This is a genomic window from Microbacterium sp. (assembly GCF_052099035.1).
Lineage (GTDB): Bacteria > Actinomycetota > Actinomycetes > Actinomycetales > Microbacteriaceae > Microbacterium.
The window spans coordinates 33,135-55,932 of record NZ_JBQDSX010000018.1 but is presented as its reverse complement, the minus strand read 5'-3'; the positions used below and the strand labels follow the sequence as shown (position 1 = coordinate 55,932).

At 64.5% G+C, this 22,798-nt stretch carries 22 protein-coding genes; 13 read left to right on the top strand and 9 right to left on the bottom strand.

What is annotated here, in order from left to right; translation table 11 throughout:
- Positions 1-306: 306 nt before the first annotated feature.
- Entirely contained in the window at positions 307-1,113 is an 807-nt protein-coding gene (locus tag ACTIAO_RS08030) for an alpha/beta fold hydrolase (protein WP_441905765.1), read from the top strand.
- Between the two features lie 62 nt (positions 1,114-1,175).
- A complete protein-coding gene (locus ACTIAO_RS08025) occupies positions 1,176-2,225 on the top strand; it encodes an NAD(P)-dependent alcohol dehydrogenase (RefSeq protein ID WP_441905764.1) in 1,050 nt (349 codons plus the stop codon).
- Positions 2,226-2,303: 78 nt separating this feature from the next.
- Here the strand turns inward: ACTIAO_RS08025 and ACTIAO_RS08020 are convergent, their stop codons facing one another.
- The 4 genes from ACTIAO_RS08020 to msrA form a co-directional block, all read right to left on the bottom strand.
- Positions 2,304-2,681 (bottom strand): type II toxin-antitoxin system VapC family toxin, encoded by a 378-nt coding sequence (locus ACTIAO_RS08020; RefSeq protein ID WP_441905763.1) that lies wholly within the window; start codon positions 2,679-2,681, stop codon positions 2,304-2,306.
- Positions 2,678-2,953, bottom strand: a complete 276-nt coding sequence (locus tag ACTIAO_RS08015) for a ribbon-helix-helix protein, CopG family (RefSeq protein WP_441905762.1) — start codon at positions 2,951-2,953, stop codon at positions 2,678-2,680. The genes ACTIAO_RS08020 and ACTIAO_RS08015 overlap by 4 nt, the downstream gene beginning before the upstream one ends.
- Positions 2,950-3,717, bottom strand: a complete 768-nt coding sequence (locus tag ACTIAO_RS08010; protein ID WP_441905761.1) for a hypothetical protein — start codon at positions 3,715-3,717, stop codon at positions 2,950-2,952. The genes ACTIAO_RS08015 and ACTIAO_RS08010 overlap by 4 nt, the downstream gene beginning before the upstream one ends.
- Before the next feature lie 218 nt (positions 3,718-3,935).
- Positions 3,936-4,469, bottom strand: a complete 534-nt coding sequence (gene msrA / locus ACTIAO_RS08005) for a peptide-methionine (S)-S-oxide reductase MsrA (protein ID WP_441905760.1) — start codon at positions 4,467-4,469, stop codon at positions 3,936-3,938.
- Positions 4,470-4,555: 86 nt separating this feature from the next.
- Between msrA and ACTIAO_RS08000 the strand changes: the two genes are divergently transcribed.
- From ACTIAO_RS08000 to ACTIAO_RS07985, 4 genes are all read left to right on the top strand, one after another.
- Positions 4,556-4,918 (top strand): cupin, encoded by a 363-nt coding sequence (locus tag ACTIAO_RS08000; RefSeq protein WP_441905759.1) that lies wholly within the window; start codon positions 4,556-4,558, stop codon positions 4,916-4,918.
- A gap of 126 nt (positions 4,919-5,044) precedes the next feature.
- Positions 5,045-5,875: an SDR family NAD(P)-dependent oxidoreductase gene (locus ACTIAO_RS07995; RefSeq protein ID WP_441905758.1), complete on the top strand. Its 831-nt coding sequence runs from the start codon at positions 5,045-5,047 to the stop codon at positions 5,873-5,875.
- 44 nt (positions 5,876-5,919) lie between these two features.
- Positions 5,920-6,840: a DUF808 family protein gene (locus tag ACTIAO_RS07990; protein ID WP_441905757.1), complete on the top strand. Its 921-nt coding sequence runs from the start codon at positions 5,920-5,922 to the stop codon at positions 6,838-6,840.
- A 304-nt stretch (positions 6,841-7,144) separates the two neighbouring features.
- Entirely contained in the window at positions 7,145-8,566 is a 1,422-nt protein-coding gene (locus tag ACTIAO_RS07985) for a DUF222 domain-containing protein (protein ID WP_441905756.1), read from the top strand.
- A gap of 242 nt (positions 8,567-8,808) precedes the next feature.
- Here the strand turns inward: ACTIAO_RS07985 and ACTIAO_RS07980 are convergent, their stop codons facing one another.
- The 3 genes from ACTIAO_RS07980 to ACTIAO_RS07970 form a co-directional block, all read right to left on the bottom strand.
- Complete coding sequence (locus tag ACTIAO_RS07980; protein ID WP_441905755.1) at positions 8,809-10,719, bottom strand: ABC transporter ATP-binding protein/permease; 1,911 nt, start codon at positions 10,717-10,719, stop codon at positions 8,809-8,811.
- Between the two features lies 1 nt (position 10,720).
- Entirely contained in the window at positions 10,721-11,662 is a 942-nt protein-coding gene (locus ACTIAO_RS07975; protein WP_441905754.1) for a peptidoglycan-binding domain-containing protein, read from the bottom strand.
- Positions 11,663-11,966: 304 nt separating this feature from the next.
- The gene (locus tag ACTIAO_RS07970) at positions 11,967-12,728 is read right to left on the bottom strand and encodes a hypothetical protein (protein WP_441905753.1); all 762 of its coding nucleotides are present in this window, start codon (positions 12,726-12,728) and stop codon (positions 11,967-11,969) included.
- A 567-nt stretch (positions 12,729-13,295) separates the two neighbouring features.
- Between ACTIAO_RS07970 and ACTIAO_RS07965 the strand changes: the two genes are divergently transcribed.
- Entirely contained in the window at positions 13,296-13,907 is a 612-nt protein-coding gene (locus ACTIAO_RS07965; RefSeq protein ID WP_441905752.1) for an NUDIX hydrolase, read from the top strand.
- Here the strand turns inward: ACTIAO_RS07965 and ACTIAO_RS07960 are convergent.
- On the bottom strand, positions 13,854-15,020 hold the full coding sequence (locus ACTIAO_RS07960) for a hypothetical protein (RefSeq protein ID WP_441905751.1): 1,167 nt from the start codon (positions 15,018-15,020) through the stop codon (positions 13,854-13,856). The two genes, ACTIAO_RS07965 and ACTIAO_RS07960, sit on opposite strands and share 54 nt — an antisense overlap.
- 189 nt (positions 15,021-15,209) lie before the next feature.
- Between ACTIAO_RS07960 and ACTIAO_RS07955 the strand changes: the two genes are divergently transcribed.
- The 5 genes from ACTIAO_RS07955 to ACTIAO_RS07935 all read left to right on the top strand — a co-directional run bounded on the left by ACTIAO_RS07955 (position 15,210) and on the right by ACTIAO_RS07935 (position 20,308).
- Positions 15,210-15,551 (top strand): hypothetical protein, encoded by a 342-nt coding sequence (locus ACTIAO_RS07955; protein ID WP_441905750.1) that lies wholly within the window; start codon positions 15,210-15,212, stop codon positions 15,549-15,551.
- A gap of 101 nt (positions 15,552-15,652) precedes the next feature.
- On the top strand, positions 15,653-17,101 hold the full coding sequence (locus ACTIAO_RS07950; RefSeq protein ID WP_441905749.1) for an FtsK/SpoIIIE domain-containing protein: 1,449 nt from the start codon (positions 15,653-15,655) through the stop codon (positions 17,099-17,101).
- 35 nt (positions 17,102-17,136) lie between these two features.
- A complete protein-coding gene (locus ACTIAO_RS07945) occupies positions 17,137-18,555 on the top strand; it encodes a replication initiator (protein WP_441905748.1) in 1,419 nt (472 codons plus the stop codon).
- Complete coding sequence (locus ACTIAO_RS07940) at positions 18,552-18,716, top strand: hypothetical protein (RefSeq protein ID WP_441905747.1); 165 nt, start codon at positions 18,552-18,554, stop codon at positions 18,714-18,716. The genes ACTIAO_RS07945 and ACTIAO_RS07940 overlap by 4 nt, the downstream gene beginning before the upstream one ends.
- A gap of 92 nt (positions 18,717-18,808) precedes the next feature.
- Entirely contained in the window at positions 18,809-20,308 is a 1,500-nt protein-coding gene (locus tag ACTIAO_RS07935) for a hypothetical protein (RefSeq protein ID WP_441905746.1), read from the top strand.
- A gap of 39 nt (positions 20,309-20,347) precedes the next feature.
- Here the strand turns inward: ACTIAO_RS07935 and ACTIAO_RS07930 are convergent, their stop codons facing one another.
- On the bottom strand, positions 20,348-21,748 hold the full coding sequence (locus ACTIAO_RS07930) for a recombinase family protein (RefSeq protein ID WP_441905745.1): 1,401 nt from the start codon (positions 21,746-21,748) through the stop codon (positions 20,348-20,350).
- Between the two features lie 345 nt (positions 21,749-22,093).
- Here ACTIAO_RS07930 and ACTIAO_RS07925 point away from each other — a divergent pair, with 345 nt between their 5' ends.
- Positions 22,094-22,789 (top strand): haloacid dehalogenase type II, encoded by a 696-nt coding sequence (locus ACTIAO_RS07925; RefSeq protein ID WP_441905744.1) that lies wholly within the window; start codon positions 22,094-22,096, stop codon positions 22,787-22,789.
- Positions 22,790-22,798: the final 9 nt, after the last annotated feature.

The following is a 22,798-nucleotide window of genomic DNA, read 5'->3' as shown; positions in this document are numbered from 1 at the left end:
GCTCAGCAGTGCTCCGCCGATCCACACGGCGACGGCGCCTCCGGTGACCCCGGCCGAGCCTCGCGCAAGAGCGATCAGCGCGACAAGCGCGCAAAGCAACGCGATCCCCGCACCCGCGATTCCGACGGACAGGAAGAATCCTGTCAGGTCCTGCAAGACACCTATCGTGGACATTTTGACCCCCCGGTCGCCTCCGTATACCCAAATGTACGCAGGACCACCGACATCCGCATCCATCGCAAGGATGATGTTATTGAAACGGGTCCAACAAGAGCGCCATCGCGCGCAAAGGAGCATGATGGAGAGGTGGCTGCTCTCCTGTCTGAACTGACCCGGATGCCGGAACCGCAGCGCGTCTACGCCTCAGACGGCACGCGGCTCGCGACATACACCTGGGGCGATCTCGATGCGCCCGTGGTCGTCCTCGTGCACGGCTTCGCGTCGAACGCACGCGATAACTGGGTGCAGACCGGCTGGGTGCGCGACCTCACCCGCGCCGGATACCGCGTGCTGGCCCTCGACCAGCGCGGCCACGGCCTCAGCGACAAGCCGCATGAGGCCGGAGCGTACGCCGTGCAGACTCTTGCGGCGGACGTCGAGAACGTCATGGACGTCTACCTCGTCGACGACGCGTTCTACATCGGATACTCACTCGGCGCGTTCGTGGGCTGGGAAGTCGCGCGAGACCTGCCGCAGCGAATCACCCGGGCCGTGCTCGGCGGTGTTCCCGAGGGCATCCCGCTGACTCGCCTCGATCTCGACCAGGTGCGCGCATATATCGACGACGGCACTCCCGTGCAGGATCGCACGACGCAGAACTACATCGCGCTGACCGAACGCGTGAAGGGCAATGATCTTCGTTCACTGCTCGCGCTGGCCGAGGGCATGCGCGAACAGCGCACGATCGGCCCCGACTCCGCCAAGGCCCCGACCCAGCCGGTCCTGTTCGCGACGGGATCGCAGGATGCCGTCATCGAGGGCTCGCGCGCGCTCGCGGATGCTGCACCTCAGGGCACCTTCTTCGCCATCCCCGACCGGCACCACTTCAACGCCCCCGGCGCACGGGCCTTCAAGGATGCTGCGCTGGCGTTCCTCGGCGAAGCCGAGAGCTGACACCTCGCGTCCCGTTTCCGGCAGACGGGCCGCGGCCGCGGCATCCGGTCTACGCTCGAGGCATGTCCACTGTGATTCCCGCCATCGTCGCGCCCTCTGCCACTGACCCGCTCTTCACCGGCACCATCGAACGCCGTGATGTCGGACCCGCAGATGTGCGGATCGACATCCGCTGGGCGGGTATCTGCCACTCCGACATCCACACGGTGCAGGGCGATTGGGGGCCGCAGCACTACCCGCTGACCGTCGGCCACGAGATCGTCGGCACCGTCGCCGAAGTCGGCGGCGACGTCACGAAGTTCGCCGTCGGCGACCGCGTGGGGGTCGGATGCCTGGTGAACTCTTGCGGTCAGTGCACGAACTGCACGGCTGGCGAGGAGCAGTACTGCCTGAACGGCGCGACCGGCACCTACGCTGCGAAGGACGTCGACGGCACGATCACACAGGGCGGATACTCGACCTCGATCGTCGTCACCGAGCACTTCGTGCTGCGCGTTCCGGAGGCGATCCCGTACGAGAAGGCCGCTCCTCTGCTCTGCGCGGGCATCACCACGTACTCGCCGCTGCGGCATTGGAACGCGGGCCCCGGCAAGAAGGTTGCTGTGATCGGTCTCGGCGGGCTCGGGCACATGGCTGTGAAGATCGCGCACGCGATGGGCGCCGAAGTCACGGTGCTCTCGCGGTCGAACGCGAAGAAGGATGACGCGCTGAAGCTCGGTGCCGACCACTACTTCGCCACCGAGGATCCCGAGACGTTCCGCACGCTGCGGAACTCCTTCGACCTCATGATCAATTCGACCTCGGCCGCGATCGATATCAATGCCCACCTGAAGCTGCTCGCTCTCAACGGCACACTCGTCAACGTCGGCCTGCCGCCGGAGGCCCTGCCCGTGAAGGTCGGCAACCTCATCGGGGGACGCCGCTCGTTCGCCGGCTCGAACATCGGTGGTATCGCCGAGACGCAGGAGATGCTGGACTTCTGCGCCGAGCACGGCATCGCGCCCGAGGTGGAGCTCGTCTCGGCCGAGCAGGTCAACGAGGCGTGGGCTCGCGTGCTGGCATCCGATGTGCGCTACCGCTTCGTCATCGATGTGGAGACGCTCGAGGGCTGACGCCCGGGTCTCCCCGGTCTCAGGTCGCGATTCTCGTCGGTCTGAGCGCCGCATACCAACAGAGTTTGCGACCTGAAGTCAGTACGGCGCCTCGAGCCCGGGGAACATCGGAAAGTGCTTAATGTTCCGCGTCAGCAGCCGGGCGTCGAGCAGGGTGGCCGTCGCCGCGATGATGAAGTCAGCCGCGTCGACGCCATTGTGCGAAGGAAGCCAGCGACGCCCGAGTTCGCCAGCGAGTTCGGAGACCGGCCGGTCGACAGCGTGCCAGACAATGGCGCCGCACAGCGGTCCGACGGCTGCGAGCTCCTGATCCCGGATGAGCACGAGCAGTTCCGTACGGACAATCTCACTCGAATGCAGCGGTCCGTGCTCGGTTGCCCCCATCAGCGCATCCTTGGCCTGCGGAAGACCCCGGGTGTGGTCGATCAGGATGGAGGTGTCGACGAAGCTGATCATGCGGGCTCTGCGAGTCGTGCGCCAGAACGCAGGCGATCGACGAGCTGTTCACCCGACGCAGCGGCGTCGACCACACCGAATGTCGCAAGCAACGCCGCGTGCACACGATCGTCTTCGCCGACCCGCCCGTAGGTCGAGTGAATTGCGTCTCGGATGAGCGCGCTCATCGAGAGCCCCGTGCGCTGGGCGACCGCGTCGAGCACTCGGCGATCTTCGTCGCTCAGAGAGATCTGCGTACGCTGCATCTGCATGATGTAAGGATCATACATCATGGCGTGGCTTGCGCCTCGGCTGTGAGCCAGGCGGGAGTGCGCTGAAGGAAGTGCATACGGAGCCCGCCGGCGAGGATACTGCGCGGCTCGACACGCAACGCCTCCTCGAGATACGCCAACGAAACGGCTCGCCTTCCACGCGCCCACTGCATCCACGCGATCGCACTCAGGACAGGGCCGCGCAAGGGTTCCGGCGAAAGTGCGGCAGTCCGGCGCAGCACCTCGACAGCGCGACGAAGTCGCTCGTCGCTGGGCGGCCGCCGCGTCTCACCGAGGAACAGCCGCATCAGCCGATCGCGCGGCACGGTGCCTGTATCATGAAGATGCTGGACGTATTCATCGATCGTCAGTCCACGACGTTGGGCGCGATCCGCGAGACGCGCGATCTTCCTCGAATGCTCTTCCCCGGCCTTCCTGCCGAAGGCGACTTGCACGACGAGCGCCTCCGGAATGCTGGGATACTCGCACATCATCATCAGCTGCACGTGGAACGGGATGCCGATTGAGGCGACCTCGTCATCGAACAGGGACTCGACGATGGGGACGATCAGCCAGAGCGCTTCGGCATGACCGACAGGGCCGGTTCCCTTCGACAGTTTCTCGTGCGCACGGTTCGCTTCGTTCTTCGATAAAGCCACGCTGAACTCCGGGAGGGCGGCTTGTATGCGTTCGAACTCATCCCACGCCTCATCCATCTCATCGGGTTCCACGATGGGGAGCTGGATGAGCGGTTCGGTTGCTGGTGCCGGAGTGGGTGCGAACATCCGACCATCATCGTCACGCAAAGAGCGCCGCATTCACCTCAGATGCACGGTCGGTGGAGAATCCGACGAGAACGCCGATTGTGCAGAACGAGTCGTTCGCGGGCTGACGCCGGCGTTCAGGTCGCAATCCTGGTCGCTCTGAGCGCCGGATACCGACCGAATTTGCGACCTGAAGTCGCCGTCGCGCTGGCTCACGCCGCGCGCCGCCCGGCGCTGCCTCAGGCGGCGCGCTTCGGCAGCACCCACCCTGCGCGCGGGAAGTGGCAGGTGTAGCCGTTGGGGATGCGCTGCAGGTAGTCCTGGTGCTCGGGCTCGGCCTCCCAGAACGGGCCTTCCGGCTCGATCGTGGTGACAGCCTTGCCGGGCCAGAGGCCGGAGGCATCCACGTCGGCGATCGTGTCACGGGCGACCTGCTCCTGCTCGGGGCTGAGTGGGAAGATCGCCGAGCGGTAGCTGGATCCGACGTCGTTGCCCTGACGGTCGAGCGTCGAGGGGTCGTGGATCTGGAAGAAGAACGCGAGGATGTCGCGGTACGTCGTCTTCGTCGGGTCGAATACGATCTCGAGCGCCTCGGCGTGACCGGGGTGGTTGCGGTAGGTCGCGTTCGCGTTCTCGCCGCCGGTGTAGCCGACGCGGGTGTCGAGCACGCCGGGCTGGCGGCGGACGAGGTCTTCCATGCCCCAGAAGCATCCGCCGGCGAGGACGGCCGTCTCGGTTCCGGGTGTGCGGGTGATGGTGCCGGTGTCAGTCATGTGAGCTCCTTGTCGCCTCTTCAAGTCTGACGCACTATCGGCGTGCGGGTGCCATTCTGGAGGAACGCTCAGGAATGGAGAATTCGATGGATGCCGAGACCGCCGCGGCGCTGCCGCGCATCGTGGGTGATGCTCTCACCGCGTCCGACGAGGCGCGCTCCGTCTGGAAGCTCGAACCCGCCGAGCGCGGGCTGGATGCCAATGTGATCGTGCTGCCCGCAGGCGACGAGATCCAGACGCACATCGGACCGGCGCTGGATGTGCTGATCGTGGTGCTCGATGGGTCGGGAACGCTCGAGACCGAGGCGGATGCCGTCGCGCTTGAACCCGGCGGGATCGTCTGGCTGCCAGCGAAGTCGCAGCGCCGCTTCCTCGCTGGCGCTGACGGTTTGCGGTACTTCTCCGTGCATGCGCGCAAGCCCGGTCTCAGCATCCAATCGCGTGCCTGATGATCACGCCCGGATCGGAAGGGTTTCGTCGGTTCCGAGCATCCGCGGGGCGCGAAACGCTTCCCGCATGATCGGTGAACGACAACAATCGACAGGCTGGATGCCGCGACCGCCTAGCGTGTGAGTATGACTGCGAACCCGATCACTGACGCTCTCGTTCTCATCACCGGCGGTGCGCGAGGCATGGGCGAGATCTACGCTCGCCGTGCGGTCGCCGCGCGCGCCCGCGCCGTCGCGCTGTGGGACATCGACGAGGATGCCGTGACCGCTGTCGCCGCCGAGCTCTCCCGCTCCGGAGTCGACGTGCGCGGATACCGAGTCGACGTCTCGCAGCGCGAGGAGATCGCGAAGGGCGTGGAGCGCGTCCGCGCCGACTTCGGCACCCCGGACGTCATCATCAACAACGCTGGCATCGTGCGCGGGGCGCCGTTCTGGGAGCATGACCCGGTGCGCGACATCGAGGCGACGATGCGCATCAACACCCTCGCGGCGATGTGGCTGACGCGCGAGGTGCTGCCGGACATGATCGCGGACACATCGCGCCCCAAGCGCATCCTCAACATCGCCTCCGCCGCCGGGACTCTGGCGAATCCGAACATGAGCGTCTACGCGTCATCCAAGTGGGCGCTGATCGGCTGGAGCGAATCGGTCCGTCTGGAACTCGAGGGATACGGCCACGGGCACATCAAGGTGACGACGTTCTGCCCGAGTTATATCTCCACCGGCATGTTCGAGGGTGCGCGGGGCCCACTGATGACGCCGATCATGACGCCCCGCTACGCGACGGCGGCAGCATGGAACGGGATGCTGCGCGGAACGCCCATGGTGCTGCGGCCCTGGACGGTGAAGCTGTCGATGGCGCTGCGCGGTGTGCTGCCCACGCGCACCTGGGACTTCCTCGCCCGGTACGTGTTCAAGGTGTATTCGTCGATGGATCAGTTCACCGGACGCAAGTGAGGTGCCAGTAGTGTTGCTTCCCTGAACATCTCTCAGGGGGACGCATGTCGGTTGGTCTGCTTGCCGTCGTCGACGACATCCTCAGCGCTGCGCTGAAGGCATCCGCGAAGTCGGCTGGCGTCGTGATCGACGATGCTGCGGTCACGCCGCAGTACGTACAGGGGATCACGCCGGCGCGCGAACTGCCCGTCGTCATGAAGATCACGCTCGGATCGCTCGGGAACAAGTTCATCATCATCATCCCGATCGCCCTGCTGCTGACGGCGTTCGCCCCGTGGGTGCTGCCGTTCTTCCTGATCATCGGCGGAACCTATCTCTGCTTCGAGGGCGCAGAGAAGGTGCTCGAGTGGTTCGGATTCCACCACGACGGCGGCGAAGAGGGCGCCCGAAACGAGAACAAGCTCGTGTGGGGTGCGATCCGCACCGACCTCATCCTCTCGACCGAGATCATGCTCATCTCCCTGTCGAACCTCGACGCCGGACTCGGTATCTGGATGACGTTGGCCATCCTCGCAGTGATCGCGCTGCTGATGACCGTGATCGTCTACGGTGCGGTCGCGCTGCTGGTGAAGATCGACGACATCGGACTGAAGATGGCGAAGAACGATTCCCGCAAGGTGCGACACGCTGGTGCGCGGATCGTGCGGTCGATGCCCGCGGTGTTCCGCGTCATCAGCGTGGTCGGCACGGTCGCAATGCTCTGGGTCGGCGGGCACCTTCTGCTGGCGAACCTCGGCGAGGTCGGGCTCAGCTTCTTCAGCGACATGCTGCACGGGATCCATGGTTTCCTCGCGCCTCTTGGTGGGGTCGTCGCGTGGGTCGGCGAGACGTTCGTGTCGGCGGTGGCCGGGTTGGTTGTCGGTCTGGTCGTAGTCGGGGTCGTGCTGCTGATCGGTCGGATGCTGGGAAAGAAGCCCTCGTTCAGCGAGGGCGGCGAGGCGCCGGCGAAGGTCCGCGCTCACTGAGCGCACCGACCCCTGAGCCTGTCGAAGGCCGCTTCCGCGGGTCGTTGAGCGAGCGGAGCGAGCCGAAACGGGCTGAGCGAGCGGAGCGAGCCGAAGCCGCTCAACACCCCCTTTCCGCGGGTCGTTGAGCGAGCGGAGCGAGTCGAAACGGGCTGAGCGAGCGCCAGCGAGTCGAAGCCTCTCAACGCCCGAACACCGAGCCACTCTCCCTCCACAGCCCACCCATTTCCAAGCGTTATCCACAGTTCTCGAATAACCCCTGACCAGGCATTTCAATGTCGGTGGCCCCCTGTTGAATGGAGGTATGACATCCCTTGCACGGCAACTCGAGAGCATCGATCGGCAGCTCGCCGACGCGATGACCTCATCGGCCGCGCGCGGAGGTGTTCGACTCGTCGATGACGGCGAGCTCATCGAGACGCTGCAGGTGCTCGGCAGCATCCAGCGCCGCCTCGATGGCGCGATAACCGAGGCGACGGATCGGGTCGTCGAGCGCGACCAGTGCGAGCGTGCCGCGCGGGTGACGACGCAGGTTGGATGCCGCAATGCCGCCGACCTGCTGCGCCGCGTGCTGTACGTCGATGGGCACACTGCCCGCCGGTACGTGTGGGCCGCGGCCGCCGTGCACCGCGATCTCGACATCACGTCTGGTGGCCTGCGGCCAGCGAGGTTTCCCAAGCTCGCCGCGGCGCTGCTGGGTGGCGAAGTGTCGCTGACCGCGTTCCTCGCGTGCGTGTCACCGCTGCAGAAAGCAGCCCGGCTTAGTGCGGCCGACCGGCTGGCGGCGGATGCCGTACTCGCCCGATTCGCGACGGGATTACCGTTGGAGACGGATGCTACGGGTGACGATGAGGTGCCGGATGGCGGTGCTGAGCGCGCACCCCTGCCGACGACGGATGAGCTCGCGGGCCTCGCGGCACACATCATCGATCGGCTCGACCCCGATGGCAAGGAGCCGATCGACCGTGGGGCGAAGCGCCGTCGGCATCTGACGATCGGACGCCTGCGTGACGGATCGGTGCCCGTGCGCGGCGAGTTGCTGCCCGAGGTGGCAGCTCAGCTGCAGAAACTCATCGACAGCCTGCTCAATCCGAAGGTCGATCCGGATGTGCCCGTCGGCGGGACAGTGCAGTTCCGGCCATCGGATGACACGGATGACGCGGGCGCGGATGACGCGAACCCCGACGACGATGGCACCAACGCATCGGCGAGCGGCGTGCATGACCACAGGGTGCCGTCCCCTCCGCAGCACGTTGCCGATCTCCGCACTCACGCGCAGAAGCGGCATGACGCTTTCGCGACGATCATCGGTGTGGCGGCAGCATCCGGCGGTATGCCGCAATCGGGCGGAGCCGCGCCGACGCTGGTCGTCTCGATCAGTGCGAGCGACTTCGCGAACGGCACCGGACGCGCCACGATCGAGGGCGCCGGATACGACGTGCCCTTCGGCGCGGCCGCGCATGCCGGATGCGCTGGGGGTGTGCAGCGGGTGCTGTTCGATGAGAGGGGCGCAATCGTCGCGATCGGCACCTCTGCGCGCATCTTCAATGGGCTCCAGCGACGGGCGATCGTGCTCCGTGACCGCAACTGTCTGATTCCGGGGTGTGACATCGCCGCGGAGTGGTGCGAGATCCATCATGTGACCGAGCATTTCCGCGGTGGGTCGACGCACACCGACAACGGCACAAGCGCTAAATCAGACCTTAAACGCAACGCAATGGGTTGAAACCTGGCGCAATTCGCTGGTTCGTAGCGACAGTATGCGGCCCTGTGCCTCACTGACACGCACGAGACCGGACGAGAACCGCTAGTGGGATTGAGATCACCGGGGTCTGCTGTCTTGATACGATGCAGTTTCATGATCGCTTCGCGTAGAGCCGCGGTCGTGTTCGTGACGCTCTCATGTACCACCGGCGGACGGACGCCATTCTCTGAGGTTATTCGTGAGCCGGTGGTTGACGTCGAGAATCACGCGCGGAGGTTCTCTGCTGGGCGCAGGCGCGATGCACGAACCGAAGCGAGAGCGCCGCCACACGCGCCGACTGCAAGGCCGACGACAATCGCCAGCGGCATGAGCCATAGGTCGAACACGGGGCTCCATCGCTGACTGATGGTCACTGCAAGGATGGCGATCATCCCAACGACCAGCCCTCCGAGTCCACCGAACATGCCCACGTACGCTGACTCAATAGTGATGAGGTACGCGATGTCACGATCGCGGGCACCTAGCGCTTTGCGCATGCCGATCTCGCCTCGACGAGTGTTGACCGACAATAGTGTCGCGTTCACGAGAGCCGCGATGGCGACCAGGAGTGCGAGCAATGTGAATGCGGTCAGCGTCACTTGGACGCCGCTCTCGATCTGCCCGCGGAGTTCTGTGGGATCAGTGGGTGCCGCCAGCACAAGCCTCTCAGGAAGGTACGGGTTCAGCGCAACAGGCAACTGTCCCGCGACCTGAGGTGCCGCACCCGCCGTTGTCAGGATGATCGCGTTCACGTTTGATGCGGTCCTCAGATCCACATCGGCAGGTGAACCCAGCAGCACTTCACCGCGAAGGAGGGGTAGGCGTTGTGATTCGGTGATGATTCCGACGACGACATACCGCTCGCCATCTGCGGTGATAGATGGTGCCGCTGCGACGTCACTGAGCTCAAGATCATTCGCCAGCAGGTCACCCACCAGCGCTTCGCCCGGTGCGAGCTCACCGTCGTGCCGGGGAGCCCAGTCCACTGTCAAGCGTCCCGCCGCTTCGATGTCACCCGCGATGAGGTGCGGCTGCACTTGTCGTGTTTCCGTCAAAGAACCGACGCTCGTCGCGGCGAGGTCGACGACCGCGGCCACAGCTGCGACACCGTTGATCTGAGACGTGCGCGACACTATTTCGCTCAACGTCGGAGAGTGTGGCAGCGAGCCGGACCAACTGGCCGAAACCTCGCGATTGAGATGGGTGTCAAAGGTCGCTGATACTTGGGCGCTTGCGGACGAGGCGAGGCCGAGTGTGGCGATGGTCAATGCCACCGCGATAGCCACCGCGACCGCTTGCCCCCAGGTCTGCGCCCCGCGAGAGAGCACCGACACCCACGCATCCCTACAGATGTCCAGCAGGCGGGGCCGGCCACGTCCGCGGATCTGTGCCATCGGCTGGGGGGTGATATCGCCCACGGCCTCGTTGACGGAGCCGGCACGTGGCGAAGACTGACCAGAGTCCTCGATGATCTGACCATCGGTTATTCGGACGATGCGTCCGGCACGCGCAGCGACTTCAGGAGCGTGCGTCACGACGACAACGGTTGCGCCGCTTCGATTGATCCGCTCCAACTCATCCAATACGAGTTCCGCGTTGTGTGAGTCAAGGTTTCCAGTCGGCTCGTCGGCAAGGATCAGCGCCCCGCTGGTGACGACGGCGCGAGCGATCGCGATACGCTGCCGCTGCCCACCGGACAGGGTTGACGTGTCCTGGAGGGCTTTGTCGCTGAGGCCGACCGAGGTCAGTGCATCGTGGACCCGCTCGCTGCGCGTCTCCCGATCAACGCCTTGGTACATCAGCGCAAGCTCTACGCTGTCTGAGGCCGCGCGCTTTTCAAGAAGATGGAAGGCCTGGAAGATGAATCCGATCTGCTCGGAACGGATTTTTGCAGCGGCCTTACCGCTTTGCTTTTGCATCGGTTCGCCGTCAAGCTCATACACGCCCGTGGACGGTTCATCCAACAGCCCAAGTATGTTCAATAGCGTGCTCTTGCCACCTCCTGATGGCCCCACGATTGCGACGAATTCGCCTTTGGTGATCTCCAAACTCACGCTGCGCAATGCGCTCACATCCGGGCCGCCGTCGTCGGACGTGTAGGTACGTGATACGTCTCTTATGCTGATGAGAGACACGTCAACCGACCTTCAATTCGTCTCCTACACTCACGGCGCCAGACTCGACGGGCTCAATCGCGGCCTGACCATCAAGTGTCCCGAGCACGACAACAGGAACTTCGACGAATACGCCATCATCTCGTCGCACCATGACGATCGTGTTCTCTCCTCCGCGGTCGGTGACGGCGATGACGGGGACGAGGAGACTCTCGCTGGGCACGATCGCCTTCGTAATCAGCACTCTCGCAGTGGTCCCCAGCGCGGCATCAATGCTTGGCACGTCCTGGCTCACGACCGTCATTGTGCCCAAACTCGAGGAGGGCTCGGTCTGGTTCCCGTCCGCCTGGTCGCCTTTGGTGGCGTCATTCGCTGCTGGGGCGGCAATCGAGTCGACCCGCCCAACGACCTCCGCTCCTCCGATCACGATCGTTACCTCTCCCCCTACCTCCACACTGGACAACTGTGAAGGTTCAGCAACCACAGAAACGATCTTCTCAGGCGTGCCGACGATCATGTCCGAACCGCCGTCCTCGCCTGTTCTGTCACCGACCGCGATCCCCTCAATGACGGAAATCGGAAGGGACGTCAGGCCGAGGATCTCGCTCCTCGGCACGACCACCGCCACTGCTGATGTCACTTCCTGATCAGGTATGGGCCCGATCGCTTTGTCGTCCGGCTGTCCAGGATCGTCCGGTGCAGCTGCTGGTCGCGTCGGCACAACATAACCGCTGTCCTTGTACCATGCGCGTACGGCCTGCTCCGTCACCGCACCAAATTCTCCGTCGACACTGACGTTATAACCTCGAGCTGCAAGAGCATTCTGGAGAGCTTTGACATCCGGTCCCGTGTCGCCGACGCTGACGTCACGGTAGAACTCGAATGAGGAAGCCACGGCGAAGACCGGTCGACCGTTCACCTCAGTGATCACTGCGCCCGCGTCCACGGTCTCCCCGCTGTCCACTGGCCGATCAGTCACAACCGATATCGCAGCGTCTGGCGCGGCAGGCAGTATTACGGAGGTTTGGACGGCAGGCACGACTTCACCTGAAAATGAAGCTTCAGATTCCAGTACCCCAGAACTCACCGAGGCGACAATTGGTGCCGCCGACGGAGGAGCGGCGTCTGCCTCGCGTTGTGCCGATGACTGGAAAATCGAGGCAAGCCACCACCCGCCAGCGACGAGAACAACGACACCGACGGCTGCCGCCACAATCCGGAATCGTCGACGCGAGACTTTCTGGACTTCGCCACTCTCTCCTGGATGCTTAATGGCTTGGCGCGTTCTCAGCAACAGTCGTCAGCACTTCCTTGTTGTACTCATCGGCATCGTCGCGTATGCGCTCCAACTTGTCTCTATTCGCTTCGACCAATTCCGCCTCGGCATTCCATTGCGCATCGTAACGTGCTGCGGATAGACCGCTCGAATCCCGACATTCTGCGTCGGCTGCCGCCACTGCGATCTCCTCGGGCGAGATTCCGCCAGAAGAAGCTGCTCCCGCGGTGCGGAACCGCTCGACCATCTGCGCCGTCGGCATGTCCTCGAAACTCATGGGGATTTCGCCTACCTCGGCTTCGACGAGGCATGTGCGCCATTCCTTGGTCGCTGAAACAACCGTCTCATCCGCGCGCGTGACATCCTCAGCCTGGATCTTCAGGCCCATGATGTAGTTGAGGTTGTCAAGATTCTCGACTGACTTCGGCGACCGCACCCCATCTCTACAGGCCTCGAACACCGGTACAAAGTCAGCATCCGGATCATAGGAGTTTGCCCATGCAGTGAATTCATGCCACGCATCCAGCGAGTCAAGGTCCAATGACGGTGCACTTTGATATCCCCACTGCGTTGCAATCTCGACGTTGAATAACCTTATGTCAACATGGTTGAAATTCGCGGGTGAGACGAAGTCGGTATCTTGCCACGGAACATCCCATTCATAACCGTGCTCGTTGAGACATTGACCGAGGAGTAACTGTTCGGCGTAATTGTCTAGCCGACTGGAGTATGTCGCAAACTCGTCCAGTGGCATTACCCATTGCTGCTCGTTCTTCGAAACAAGCGGCTCGTCCTGAGAAACGGTCGCAGCGCATCCTCCGAGTGACGCCGCGGCCGCTATCCCGGCGAGTGCTAGTCCAACGAGGGAGCCAGCTCGTCTTGTTATCGGCACTCGTTGAATCTAACGGTGCTGTCCGGCGGGAGTCAAGCATTCGTGCCATCCACCGATGACGCAGTCGAAGATCACCGCTTGACGGAGTATAGAAAGTTTCGACAAGGGTGCAGTGTTCGTCGGGTCGGGTGCGGCGGCCAGCAGGGGCAGTCAGGTCGCCTGTGCCCAGGTTTGGACGGTGCGGGGAGCGGAGCGGACCGCGCCGTCCCCTGAGCCTTCCTGATGTTGTTTCCTCTTCGCTTTCCTTCTCCGTCTGGCGTCTCGATGTGCATCGGCGATTTTCTTCAGCATCGATGGCAAGACCCGTTCGCGGGGCGCGGCAGCACTGACCGGCCGATGCGGGCTGTTGCGCACGATCACGCGATGGTGCGCGCTGATTGTGAACTTCGGGTTCGCTCCGGTGAGGGTGCCGGCGGTTAGGCTGGGGTGGTGAGTTCGGGCGAGGTTGAGCAGTTCGGTGTTTCGGCGATGGGCACGCCGGACGAGCTAGCGACGGTCCAGCACGGAGAACGATCACTGTATGACAACCCGTGGGTGCATCTGACGAAGGTCGATATCACTCCGCCGGACGGGCGACGGTTTGAGCACCACGTGGTGCGGTTACAACGGGTCTCGTTGGCGCTCGTACTGGATGACCAGGATCAGGTGCTGATGTTGTGGCGGTACCGGTTCGTGCCCAAAGCGTGGGGGTGGGAACTGCCGGGCGGAATCGTCGACGGAGACGAAGACCCCCGCGTGACCGCAGAGCGGGAAACCTTGGAAGAGACCGGCTGGCGTCCGGGGCGGTTGTCTCGTCTGGCGGAGTTCCAACCTATGCCGGGCATGGTGGACACCCCGCATGAGATTTACACGGGCCATGGCGCGGAACACGTCGGCGACCCCTCGGACGCAGAGGAAGCATCCGTGGTGCGGTGGGTGCCGCTTGCCGTGATCCCTGAACTGATCGCTAAGGGCCTGGTGATGGGGGCGGGCTCGCTGGTCGGGCTCCTACAGGTCCTGGCCAGTGGCGCCGGGAAGCAGAATCCGGTCCAACCGTCGTAGGAGGCGTTGCGAGCCGATCTGAGCTGCAAGTGACCGTGCGACCCTGATGTGGGTTCGGGCTTGGTCCCGGTCACCGGCCACAGCGTGAGCGGTGGCAAGGTCAGTGTGAAGGCCGGTGAGGGCACGAACGAACGATCCTTGGTCGATGGTATCCAGCGCCCGGGTCAGATCATCGACGGCTTCAGGGTTGCCGAGGCGGGCCAACGCACTGCCACGCCACCGGGTGAGGTGCGCATCGTTCAAGCTGAGGAACGGCAACGACTCGTCGGTGTTATCAGCGGGCAGGAACTTCTGGGCGCGGTCGAACGCGCGGAGGGCCTCAGCGGTGTTCCCGCTGGCTGCGGCGAATTCTCCCTCGGCAGCGGCCAGCCAGGCAGTCAACAGCGGCGGGTGCGACCCGAGAGCTGCTGCGTGCCTGATTGCGTCAAGTGCACCGTGCGGGTCGCTGGATTCGAGGAGGGCGTATGCCTGCTCGCCGATCGCGTGAGCCAAAAGGATAGGCGCTCCGGCTTCCAGGGCGGCGTTTCGGGCACGGTTGAAGTGTTTCCACGCCCGCCTGGTCGCTCCAGCATCAAGCGCCTGCCACCCGGCCAACGCTCCCGCGTCGGCAAGGACACGGGCAAGTCCCACCCGGATCGCAGGGGTCATCGAATGATCGAGGTGCCCTTGTATCTGTCGGATGTGCGCGGACATTTGGTCCAGAAGCGTCGCGGCACCGAATGTGCGGTCTTGCAGGCGCAATGCGTGGGTCTGCTGGTCGAATGTGCCAATCAGAGCGACGTCGACTCGAGCGGCGCTCGCCAGACGCGCGGCCAATTCTGCCGTGTCTTCGGTGACGGCCAAGCGTGGCCGGCTGGTGAAGCCGAGTTCTTCATCGGTGAGGTTGTAGAGGCGGCGTAGCACCTGACGGGTGTGTTCGTCGGGGGCGTGCTCGCCACGTTCCCAGCGGGAAATCGAGTTCCGCAGCGAGTCCGGTTCAGCGGCGGGAATGTTCAATTCCGCTGCTGCGCGCGCATACTCCTTTGCCGCCGTGTACTGGCTCCAACGCCTGCTTGTCCGTGCCTGCGCAAGCGCGCTCGGGGCGAGCAATGGTACGCGGTGGGTCACGGTCATGGTGGACCCATCCTCGCTGAACTTCCGCGCGATTGCGCAACAGGCACGACGAAGGGATGAACGTAGCGGGCTGTAGCACCGGCTTGCTACACGGTGCCACTTATCCGCGAAAGGGGGTTCGCGGTGTGCTGGAGGCAGCCCAAAGTGATCCCATCCGGGATCGACGGGCAGACCAGAAGGAGCATCAACATGAAGCTGATGATCAACACCGACGGGGTGTCATTCCTGTGTACCCGCATCGCCGAGCAGCGGACCGATCGCGACACCGGGGCGGTGCGAATGGACAGGGAGACGGGCCTCCCGCTGTGGCAGGTACAAGTCGCCGCCCTCGACGCATCCGGCGGTGAAGTCCTCGCCGTCACCGTCGCCGGAGAACCCGGAAACCTGACTACCGGGTCACCGGTCGCCATCGAACGGCTCGTGGCGATCCCGTGGGCTCAGGGTGACCGTTCCGGAGTCGCGTACCGGGCAGCCTCCATCCGCGCCGTCAACGCTCCCGCCGGGGCGCGTCCGGTCAAGACCGGCGACTAACCCTGCTGTGCCGGTCAGGCATACCCGGGGCGCTCTGCCTCGCCTGCCTGACCGGCACCCCTTCTCGTTCACCGCCGACTCTCTTGGAGATTGTGAATCTCATGGTTCAATCCACTGCCCGCCAACCCGCCAACAGCAGCAATGACGATTCTCTGGTGGAGATCGTCATCGTCGCCGCCCTCCGCTTGACATGGTTCGTTACCCGCCGCGTCCTGCTCCTGGGATGGTGGGCGATCCTCTTCCCGATGCTGAGCCTCCCCGCCCTGACCGCCGTGTACGTCCTCATCGTGCACGGCTGGGCCTCCGCGCTGGCTGTCGTCGCCGTCACTATCGTCGTCCTGGTCCTGTGGCGGCTTGTGTGGCCGGGCTCTTTCCGTCATCTGGTGTCGTTTCGCATCTGGACGAGACGCCGCAGACACCGCGTCTACCGTCACCCATGGGCTGCCGTGTGTGCCCTGCATGGACTGACGACACCACTGGATGGGCAGCCCGTCATACCCCGGCTCCGCAAGATCCGCATCGGGTACGCCGCAGACGAGTTGCTGGTGCAACTGATCCCGGGCCAGACGGTCGCGGACTGGGCAGGCCAATCGGATGCGTTCGCCCACTCCTTCGGAGCGAACACGGTCAACGTGACCGCGGCGGGCCCTGGCAGAGTGCTCATAACCGTTCATCACGCCGACAGCCTCGCCGAACCGATCCGCGTCTCCGCGCCGAGCGAACTCGTGGACCTCGAAGCGGTCCCGGTGGGTGTCACCGAATCCGGCACACCCTGGCTGGTGCGTGTTATCGGACGGCATCTGCTGATCGCTGGAGCAACGGGTTCTGGGAAGGGCAGCGTCGTCTGGTCTCTCCTGACCGGCCTTGCCCCGCTGATCAGAGACGGTGTCGTGCAGGCCTGGGTGGTCGACCCGAAAGGCGGGATGGAATTCGGACGCGGCACCGCACTGTTCGCCCGATTCGCGTACGACACCACCGAACAGACACTGACGCTGCTGCATGACGCCGCGACGATCCTCGCTGAGCGTGCCGAACGGCTCCGCGGGGTGACCCGCCAGCACGTTCCCACCATCTCGGAGCCGCTGATCCTGCTCGTGATCGATGAACTCGCCTCACTCACCGCCTACCAGACAGACCGGAAGGTCGCCGCCGAAATCACCCAGATCCTCGGCTTGATCCTGTCTCAGGGCCGCGCGGTCGGCGTCAACGTGATCGGTTGCGTCCAAGACCCTGCGAAAGACATTGTGGCGATGCGGCAACTCTTCCCCACCCGTATCGGGCTACGCCTGGCCGAGGCTACCCAGGTCGGCATGGTCCTCGGCGCTGGTGCACGTGAAGCTGGAGCGCTTTGTGATCAGATCAGCGACTCTCTGCCCGGCATCGGGTACATCTGCGAGGACGGCACCACGACGGTCACCCGCGTCCGCGCGTTCCACGTCACCGACGCCGATATCGACACCCTCGCCGCCGGGTACCGGCCAGCGCCTACCGATGAGGACAGCGGCGCAACCCCTGCCGAGCCGGACGACACCGCCACCCCAGGATTCTGACCGAGACAGATCACGAACAGAGGGAGGAGGCGACAATGAACCCCACGGCGCACACCAACTCATCATTCGGTGACATGGACCCGGAACTGATCTCGCAGCTTCTGACCCGCGCTTCCTCCTCCACCTATCCGGCATGGTGGGCGCGGGTTACCGCATCCGGGTACTGCGCCCATCCGATCCACCTGACCCGGCAGGACCCCGCCGGGACGAGCCTGATCTACGCTCGGTGCAAGAACCGCCGCGCCACGGTGTGCCCGTCGTGCTCTGACCTGTACGCCGGAGACACCTGGCATCTCGTCCATGCTGGACTCGGCGGCAACGACATCGTACCCGCCACCGTCGCGGATCACCCCGCCGTGTTCGCCACCCTGACCGCACCCGGCTTTGGTGCTGTGCATTCCACCCGTGCCGACGACAACGGCGCATCCCGGCCGTGTCATCCCGTGCCCGACGGGACGTGCCGACACCGACGTGCAGCGACCTGCCTGCTCGTGCATCAGGGCGATGACGAACTCCTCGGGCTACCACTGTGCCGCGACTGCTACGACTACACCGCCCACGTCCTGACCACCTGGCACACCCCGGCGCTATGGGACCGATTCACCCGCACCCTCCGCCGTGTCCTCCGCACGGAGCACGGCGCTGGGGTTCGGGTCTCGTTTGTGAAAGTCGTCGAGATGCAAACCCGCAGCATCCCCCACGTTCACACGGTGATCCGCCTCGACGCCGCCACCCGAACAGGAACGCCGACCCCTCCAGTCAAAGCGATCAGTGGTGAGCAATTGTCCGTGCTGGTTCAGCGCGCTGCCGCCAGCGTCCACCTGGACGTACTCGCGCCCGGCGGAGAAATACGCACGCTCCGATTCGGTCACCAGATCAATACTCAAATTCTGACCGACACCACCGGCGACCCGGATGGTGCCGTGTTGGGGCGGAAGGTCGCGGGCTACCTGGCCAAGTACGTCACCAAGTCCGTCGCTGACGCCGGGCTGTCCCCGCACCGACTCACGCCCGCAGCCATCGACCACCTCGCGGTGTCAGACCATGTCCGGACGCTCCTACACGCAATCGTGAACCTGTCTGAAGAGATCCCCGAGTACGCGGCGATGGTGACCTGGCTGCATACCCTCGGCTACCGCGGACACATCACCACCAAATCCCGCCGCTACTCCACAACCATGGGAGCGCTCCGCGCCGTCCGCGCCGCATACGAACAAGCCGCCGCAGCCCGACACCGAAGTATCCGTGGCGACGCTGAAACAGAACCCGGTGATGCTGCCGATACAGAATGGGCGTTCGCTCGGGCCGGACACAAGAGCGCTGGGGAACGCTACCTCGCCGTCACCGCCGCGCTGAAGCACCGCGAAGGGTTATGGGCTGCCCGGCAGCTCGACGACACCTCTACACCCGTGGCCCCTATCGACCCCGACGGTGACGGCGGCGGTGAGGGATGAGTTTCGAGAACATCGACCGCACCGCTCTGGCCGCCTGGGTGCACGAATCCTGTGCCCGACAAGGGGTCTCGGTGAAGATCACCAACCCGGTCGTCATCGCGAACATTTCCACGCTCTTGACCAGCGGCAGCGATAGCGGAAAGACACCGTTGGGCAGCTAGGGGTGGGTACCAGCTGTTCCCTAAGCTCGGAGTGTCGGAGGTCCCCAGTTACATGGGCGCTGCGGTCTACATCGCCAACCCGGAGGTGCTACATGGATTTCTGGCCCACACCCGCCAACATGGTCTGCGCCCTGGGTCCTGGTGATGGGGTGATCGACATACGCACGCCCGGCGAATACGAACGCTGGCACGGATTTCAGGGGCTGCCACGAGATGGCCTATCTTGCCTAGACTGCCTGGGGGCAGTCAATCCGCGGATGCTGCCCAAGAAGATCACCGCTGCAAGACCGATCCTCGTTCACTCGCCGAGACCGGACGGCGCGAACGCTGTAGACAAGTGCGAGTCGGTGAAATCAACGCAACGCGGTGCCGGGTGGAAGAAGCTCCTCAAGAATCTGATCGCTGAGTATCTCCACCAGTTCGGGTACGAAGTCGAAGTAGACCCGGTGACGGACGGGGAGCGGATAGACCTGCTGACCCACGCCGGTAGCCGAAGGATTGCGATCAGAGTTGAGCTCGACAAGCTCAAGGTCGATGACTTCAAGGCGGCTCGACGACAGCTTGCGCGGCAGGAAATGAACACCGAGGTGTTGTGGATCACCTTTGGGTGCAGCTGGGTGGACACGGCGAATGCCGTCGGAATCCGGTTCCTGGAGGAGCCACCGACGCGTGGCGTCATCGATGTAGGCGGCGTCTTCCCCGTCGTAGACGCAGGCGTCTTCACGTTCGGCACACGCGGCCTCACGCCAGCGAAACCATTCGGCTTGGGTTATTTTCTGGAGAGATTCATGGAGGGAGGAGTCCAGAATCACCCCATCGCCGGAGAAAGAAGAGGATGGGCCGGCACCAACGCGTGGGACCAACACATTCGTCACCTCGTGCGAACACGAGAGGCCGCCGAACAACAGCAAACGCAGTTAGAGCAGGAACTGACGGAAGCAAGGCGCGTCCATCAGGAAAAGATCCGTGGGTTGGAACTCACGGCAGCGGCCGCTGCGAGTCGTGCCGCACGCGCAGAGAGTGAGACGGTACGTGAGCGGGAGCGCATTGCCGTAGCCACAGATGAGCGAGACAGTGAGATAGCGCATCGGACCGCCGCCACGACCTGGGGAGCTGGTGTCGAAAACCTGCGCGACACGAACATCGTGAGCCGACTCGGCCTGCGCCGCCACCCCGCGTTCGTCTACCCACAGCCAATAGAGGCGAGCAATCCTAAGTCGGCAAGCAATTGGCGACAACTTCTCAGAGCTGCAAGCCCTTGGGCGCTCGCGGTAGCGACGATGGTCCTGCCCCTCCTCAGCATCACCTACCTGGCGGGCACTAACACGCTCGCACCCCTTGGCGACCTGTGGAGCGCAGCCATGCTTATCTGCCTAGGGCTACTGCCCGCGGGGGTGGCGCTTTGGACAGACGGACGATGGTGCTGGGCATTGGACAACCATTCAAAGCTTCGTGGCCACCGTCGAGCCGGTCGATTCCTGCACCGCTGCGGACAGCGCGAGCACTCACTAAACCTCTTCGATGCGTGGCTGTTGTTCTGCATCGTTGAATCGGTCACCTTCGTTGCCTGGATCGTTCTGCACTTCTCGTAGCCGAAGTGCATAAAGGTCACGGGTCGCCTCAGCGCAGGGTCAGTCCCGCCATTCGGGGACGATTCGGCTCGGGTCGACGGTGCGGGTGCCGGGTGTGCCGGGCAGGATCGTCGCGTAGTCCAGCACGGCCTGGATGATCGCGACCTGACGTGCCAACGTCAGCGCCTCCCATTCGGCCTCCAGCTCCTTGCCCCGCCCCACGAGCGTCGCCAACGAGTCGGTGCTCCGCAGCCGCGACAACTCTTTCTCGGCCTGCTCGATCCGGGCCTCGATCGGCGCCCTCGCCGCGCTCCATTCGGTGCGGGAGATCTCATCCGCCGCCCACATCGACGCGAGTTCCTCACGTTTCGCTTGCGCGGCCTGCAACTGTGCCGTCAACGTACTCAGCCGCTCATCCGCATCGGTGCGCCCGGCGACCCTGTCCGTCAGCTCGGGGGTATCCAGCCGGTACAGCGCCGCTGCCGCCAGCCACTCTTCGACCGGCTCCGCGACCACGGTCAGCTTCCCGCACCCCCGGTGGTCCGGACCCGACGAGCACACATACCGGCGGGTCGTTTCACGGCGAGCTGAATACAGGCGGCTGCCGCACTTGCCGCAGCGCAGCAAACCCGACAGTAAATATCGGCGCGGCACCCGCCGACCAGACACCCGCTTGCGCTCGACCGCCGCAATCACCTGCTCACGCTGCTCCGGCGTGATGATCGGCTCCCACACGGCAGGGCCGACGACGACACTCTTGTGCGACCGTAACCCCGCGATCCGTGCGGAGATCAGCATCTGCCGCAACGTCGACGTGTGCCATGGCCTTCCCCCGGTCGTTGGCACGCCGGTGGATTCCATCCAGACGGCCAGCGAATGCAACGACTCGCCCGCGAGGAACCGGTCCACTACCTCACGAATCAGCACCGCCTCCGCCTCGTTGACCGTCACCCGGTCTGACTCGTACCCGAACGGGCGCAGATGCCCGCCGTTCGGTCTCCCCGCCTCCGCGTTCTGCTGAGCCTTACGCCTGAGTCGTTCCGACTTCCGCCCCGATTCTTTCGCCGCCACTGCCGCCAACACCCGCGCCATGAACATGCCATCATCGTTGCCCAGATCGATATCCGCGGTCACCGTCGCAAAGCTCCGCACACCGGCCGCTTCGCACACGAGCGTGAACTCTTCCAACTCGATCGGGCGTCGCGTCAACCGGTCCGTGTTGTACACCACCACGCCATCCCGCACCCGCGCCGCTATGTCGGCCAACATCCGCTCATACGCCGGACGATGCTTGCCCCTGAACGCGGAGATATCGTTGTCCACGTACTCTTCCGCGACCGCCCAACCGCGCTCGGCGGCAAGCTTGCGGCAGTCCTCCAACTGCCGGGTCACCGCCAACTGCTGCCCGGTCTGATCCGAAGACACCCTCGCGTAAACCGCCGCCGCACGCACCAATTCCATAAGGTCAGACTAACGAATAGTCCGCAACGGGGTCCCCCTGTGCTGGCATCACCATCGCACCCTCGATGAGGGGCACTGGCTCATCCGCATGCGCGGTGGCAGGCCCGAGATCCGCGGACCGAACTGGTGGGATCCACACGGGCTCTGGCGCTCCCCTCACCTCGACTACGCCGCCGTGGACGATGCGCTCGATATCGAACGAGCACGGGAACCCGCGTGGACCACGTGGTGAAAGGAGCCGGGCACGTATGCGGCCTCCGAAGTCGGCGATCAGCCTGAAGGGTCGGCTGTGCCGACAGGTCCGCCCGGCGGAACAGATGACGGCCCACGACGGTTGGGTCGGTCATGACGCTGCAGCTACCAGACATCGACGTGATCGTCTTCGACATCCTGGGCACGCTTGTCGACGAACCGACCGGGATTCGCACGGCAATCCACGAAACTCTCCCGACCGCGGGCGCAGAAACGATCAGTGCACTCGCCGAGCACTGGCAGCGGCACATCGCGGAGCAGCAGTCGCGCATCGCGGATGGCGCCCGGCCATATGTCGATTCCGAAGAGCTCGACGCCGAAGCAGCAGATATCGTCCTCGGCCTCGCCGCCAATATCGACCTGCCCGCGGCCACGGATCCCGACGCCCGCCGCCGCCTCGCCTCCGCATCGCACCGACTCCCACCCTGGCCGGATTCCGTCACCGAGCTCACGCGCATCTGCGCCCGCTTCCCGGTGTTGGCCCTGTCCAACGCCGCACCGACCACGCTCCTCTATCTCGCCGCGCACACGGGCCTCCGCTGGCACGCCGCGGTGAGCGCCGATGACGTGCACGCCTACAAGCCCGCGCCGGAGCCGTACCGCCGGGCGATCGAAATCGCTGACCGCCCCGCTGACCGGATCCTCATGGTCGCAGCGCACGCGTGGGATCTCCGCGCAGCCCGGGATGCGGGCATGCGCACCTGCTACGTCGACCGGCCAGTCGGCGACCCGCCAGCACCGGACGATCACTTCGATCTGTCGGTCTCGGGCCTGACCACGATCCGGTAAGTTCTAACC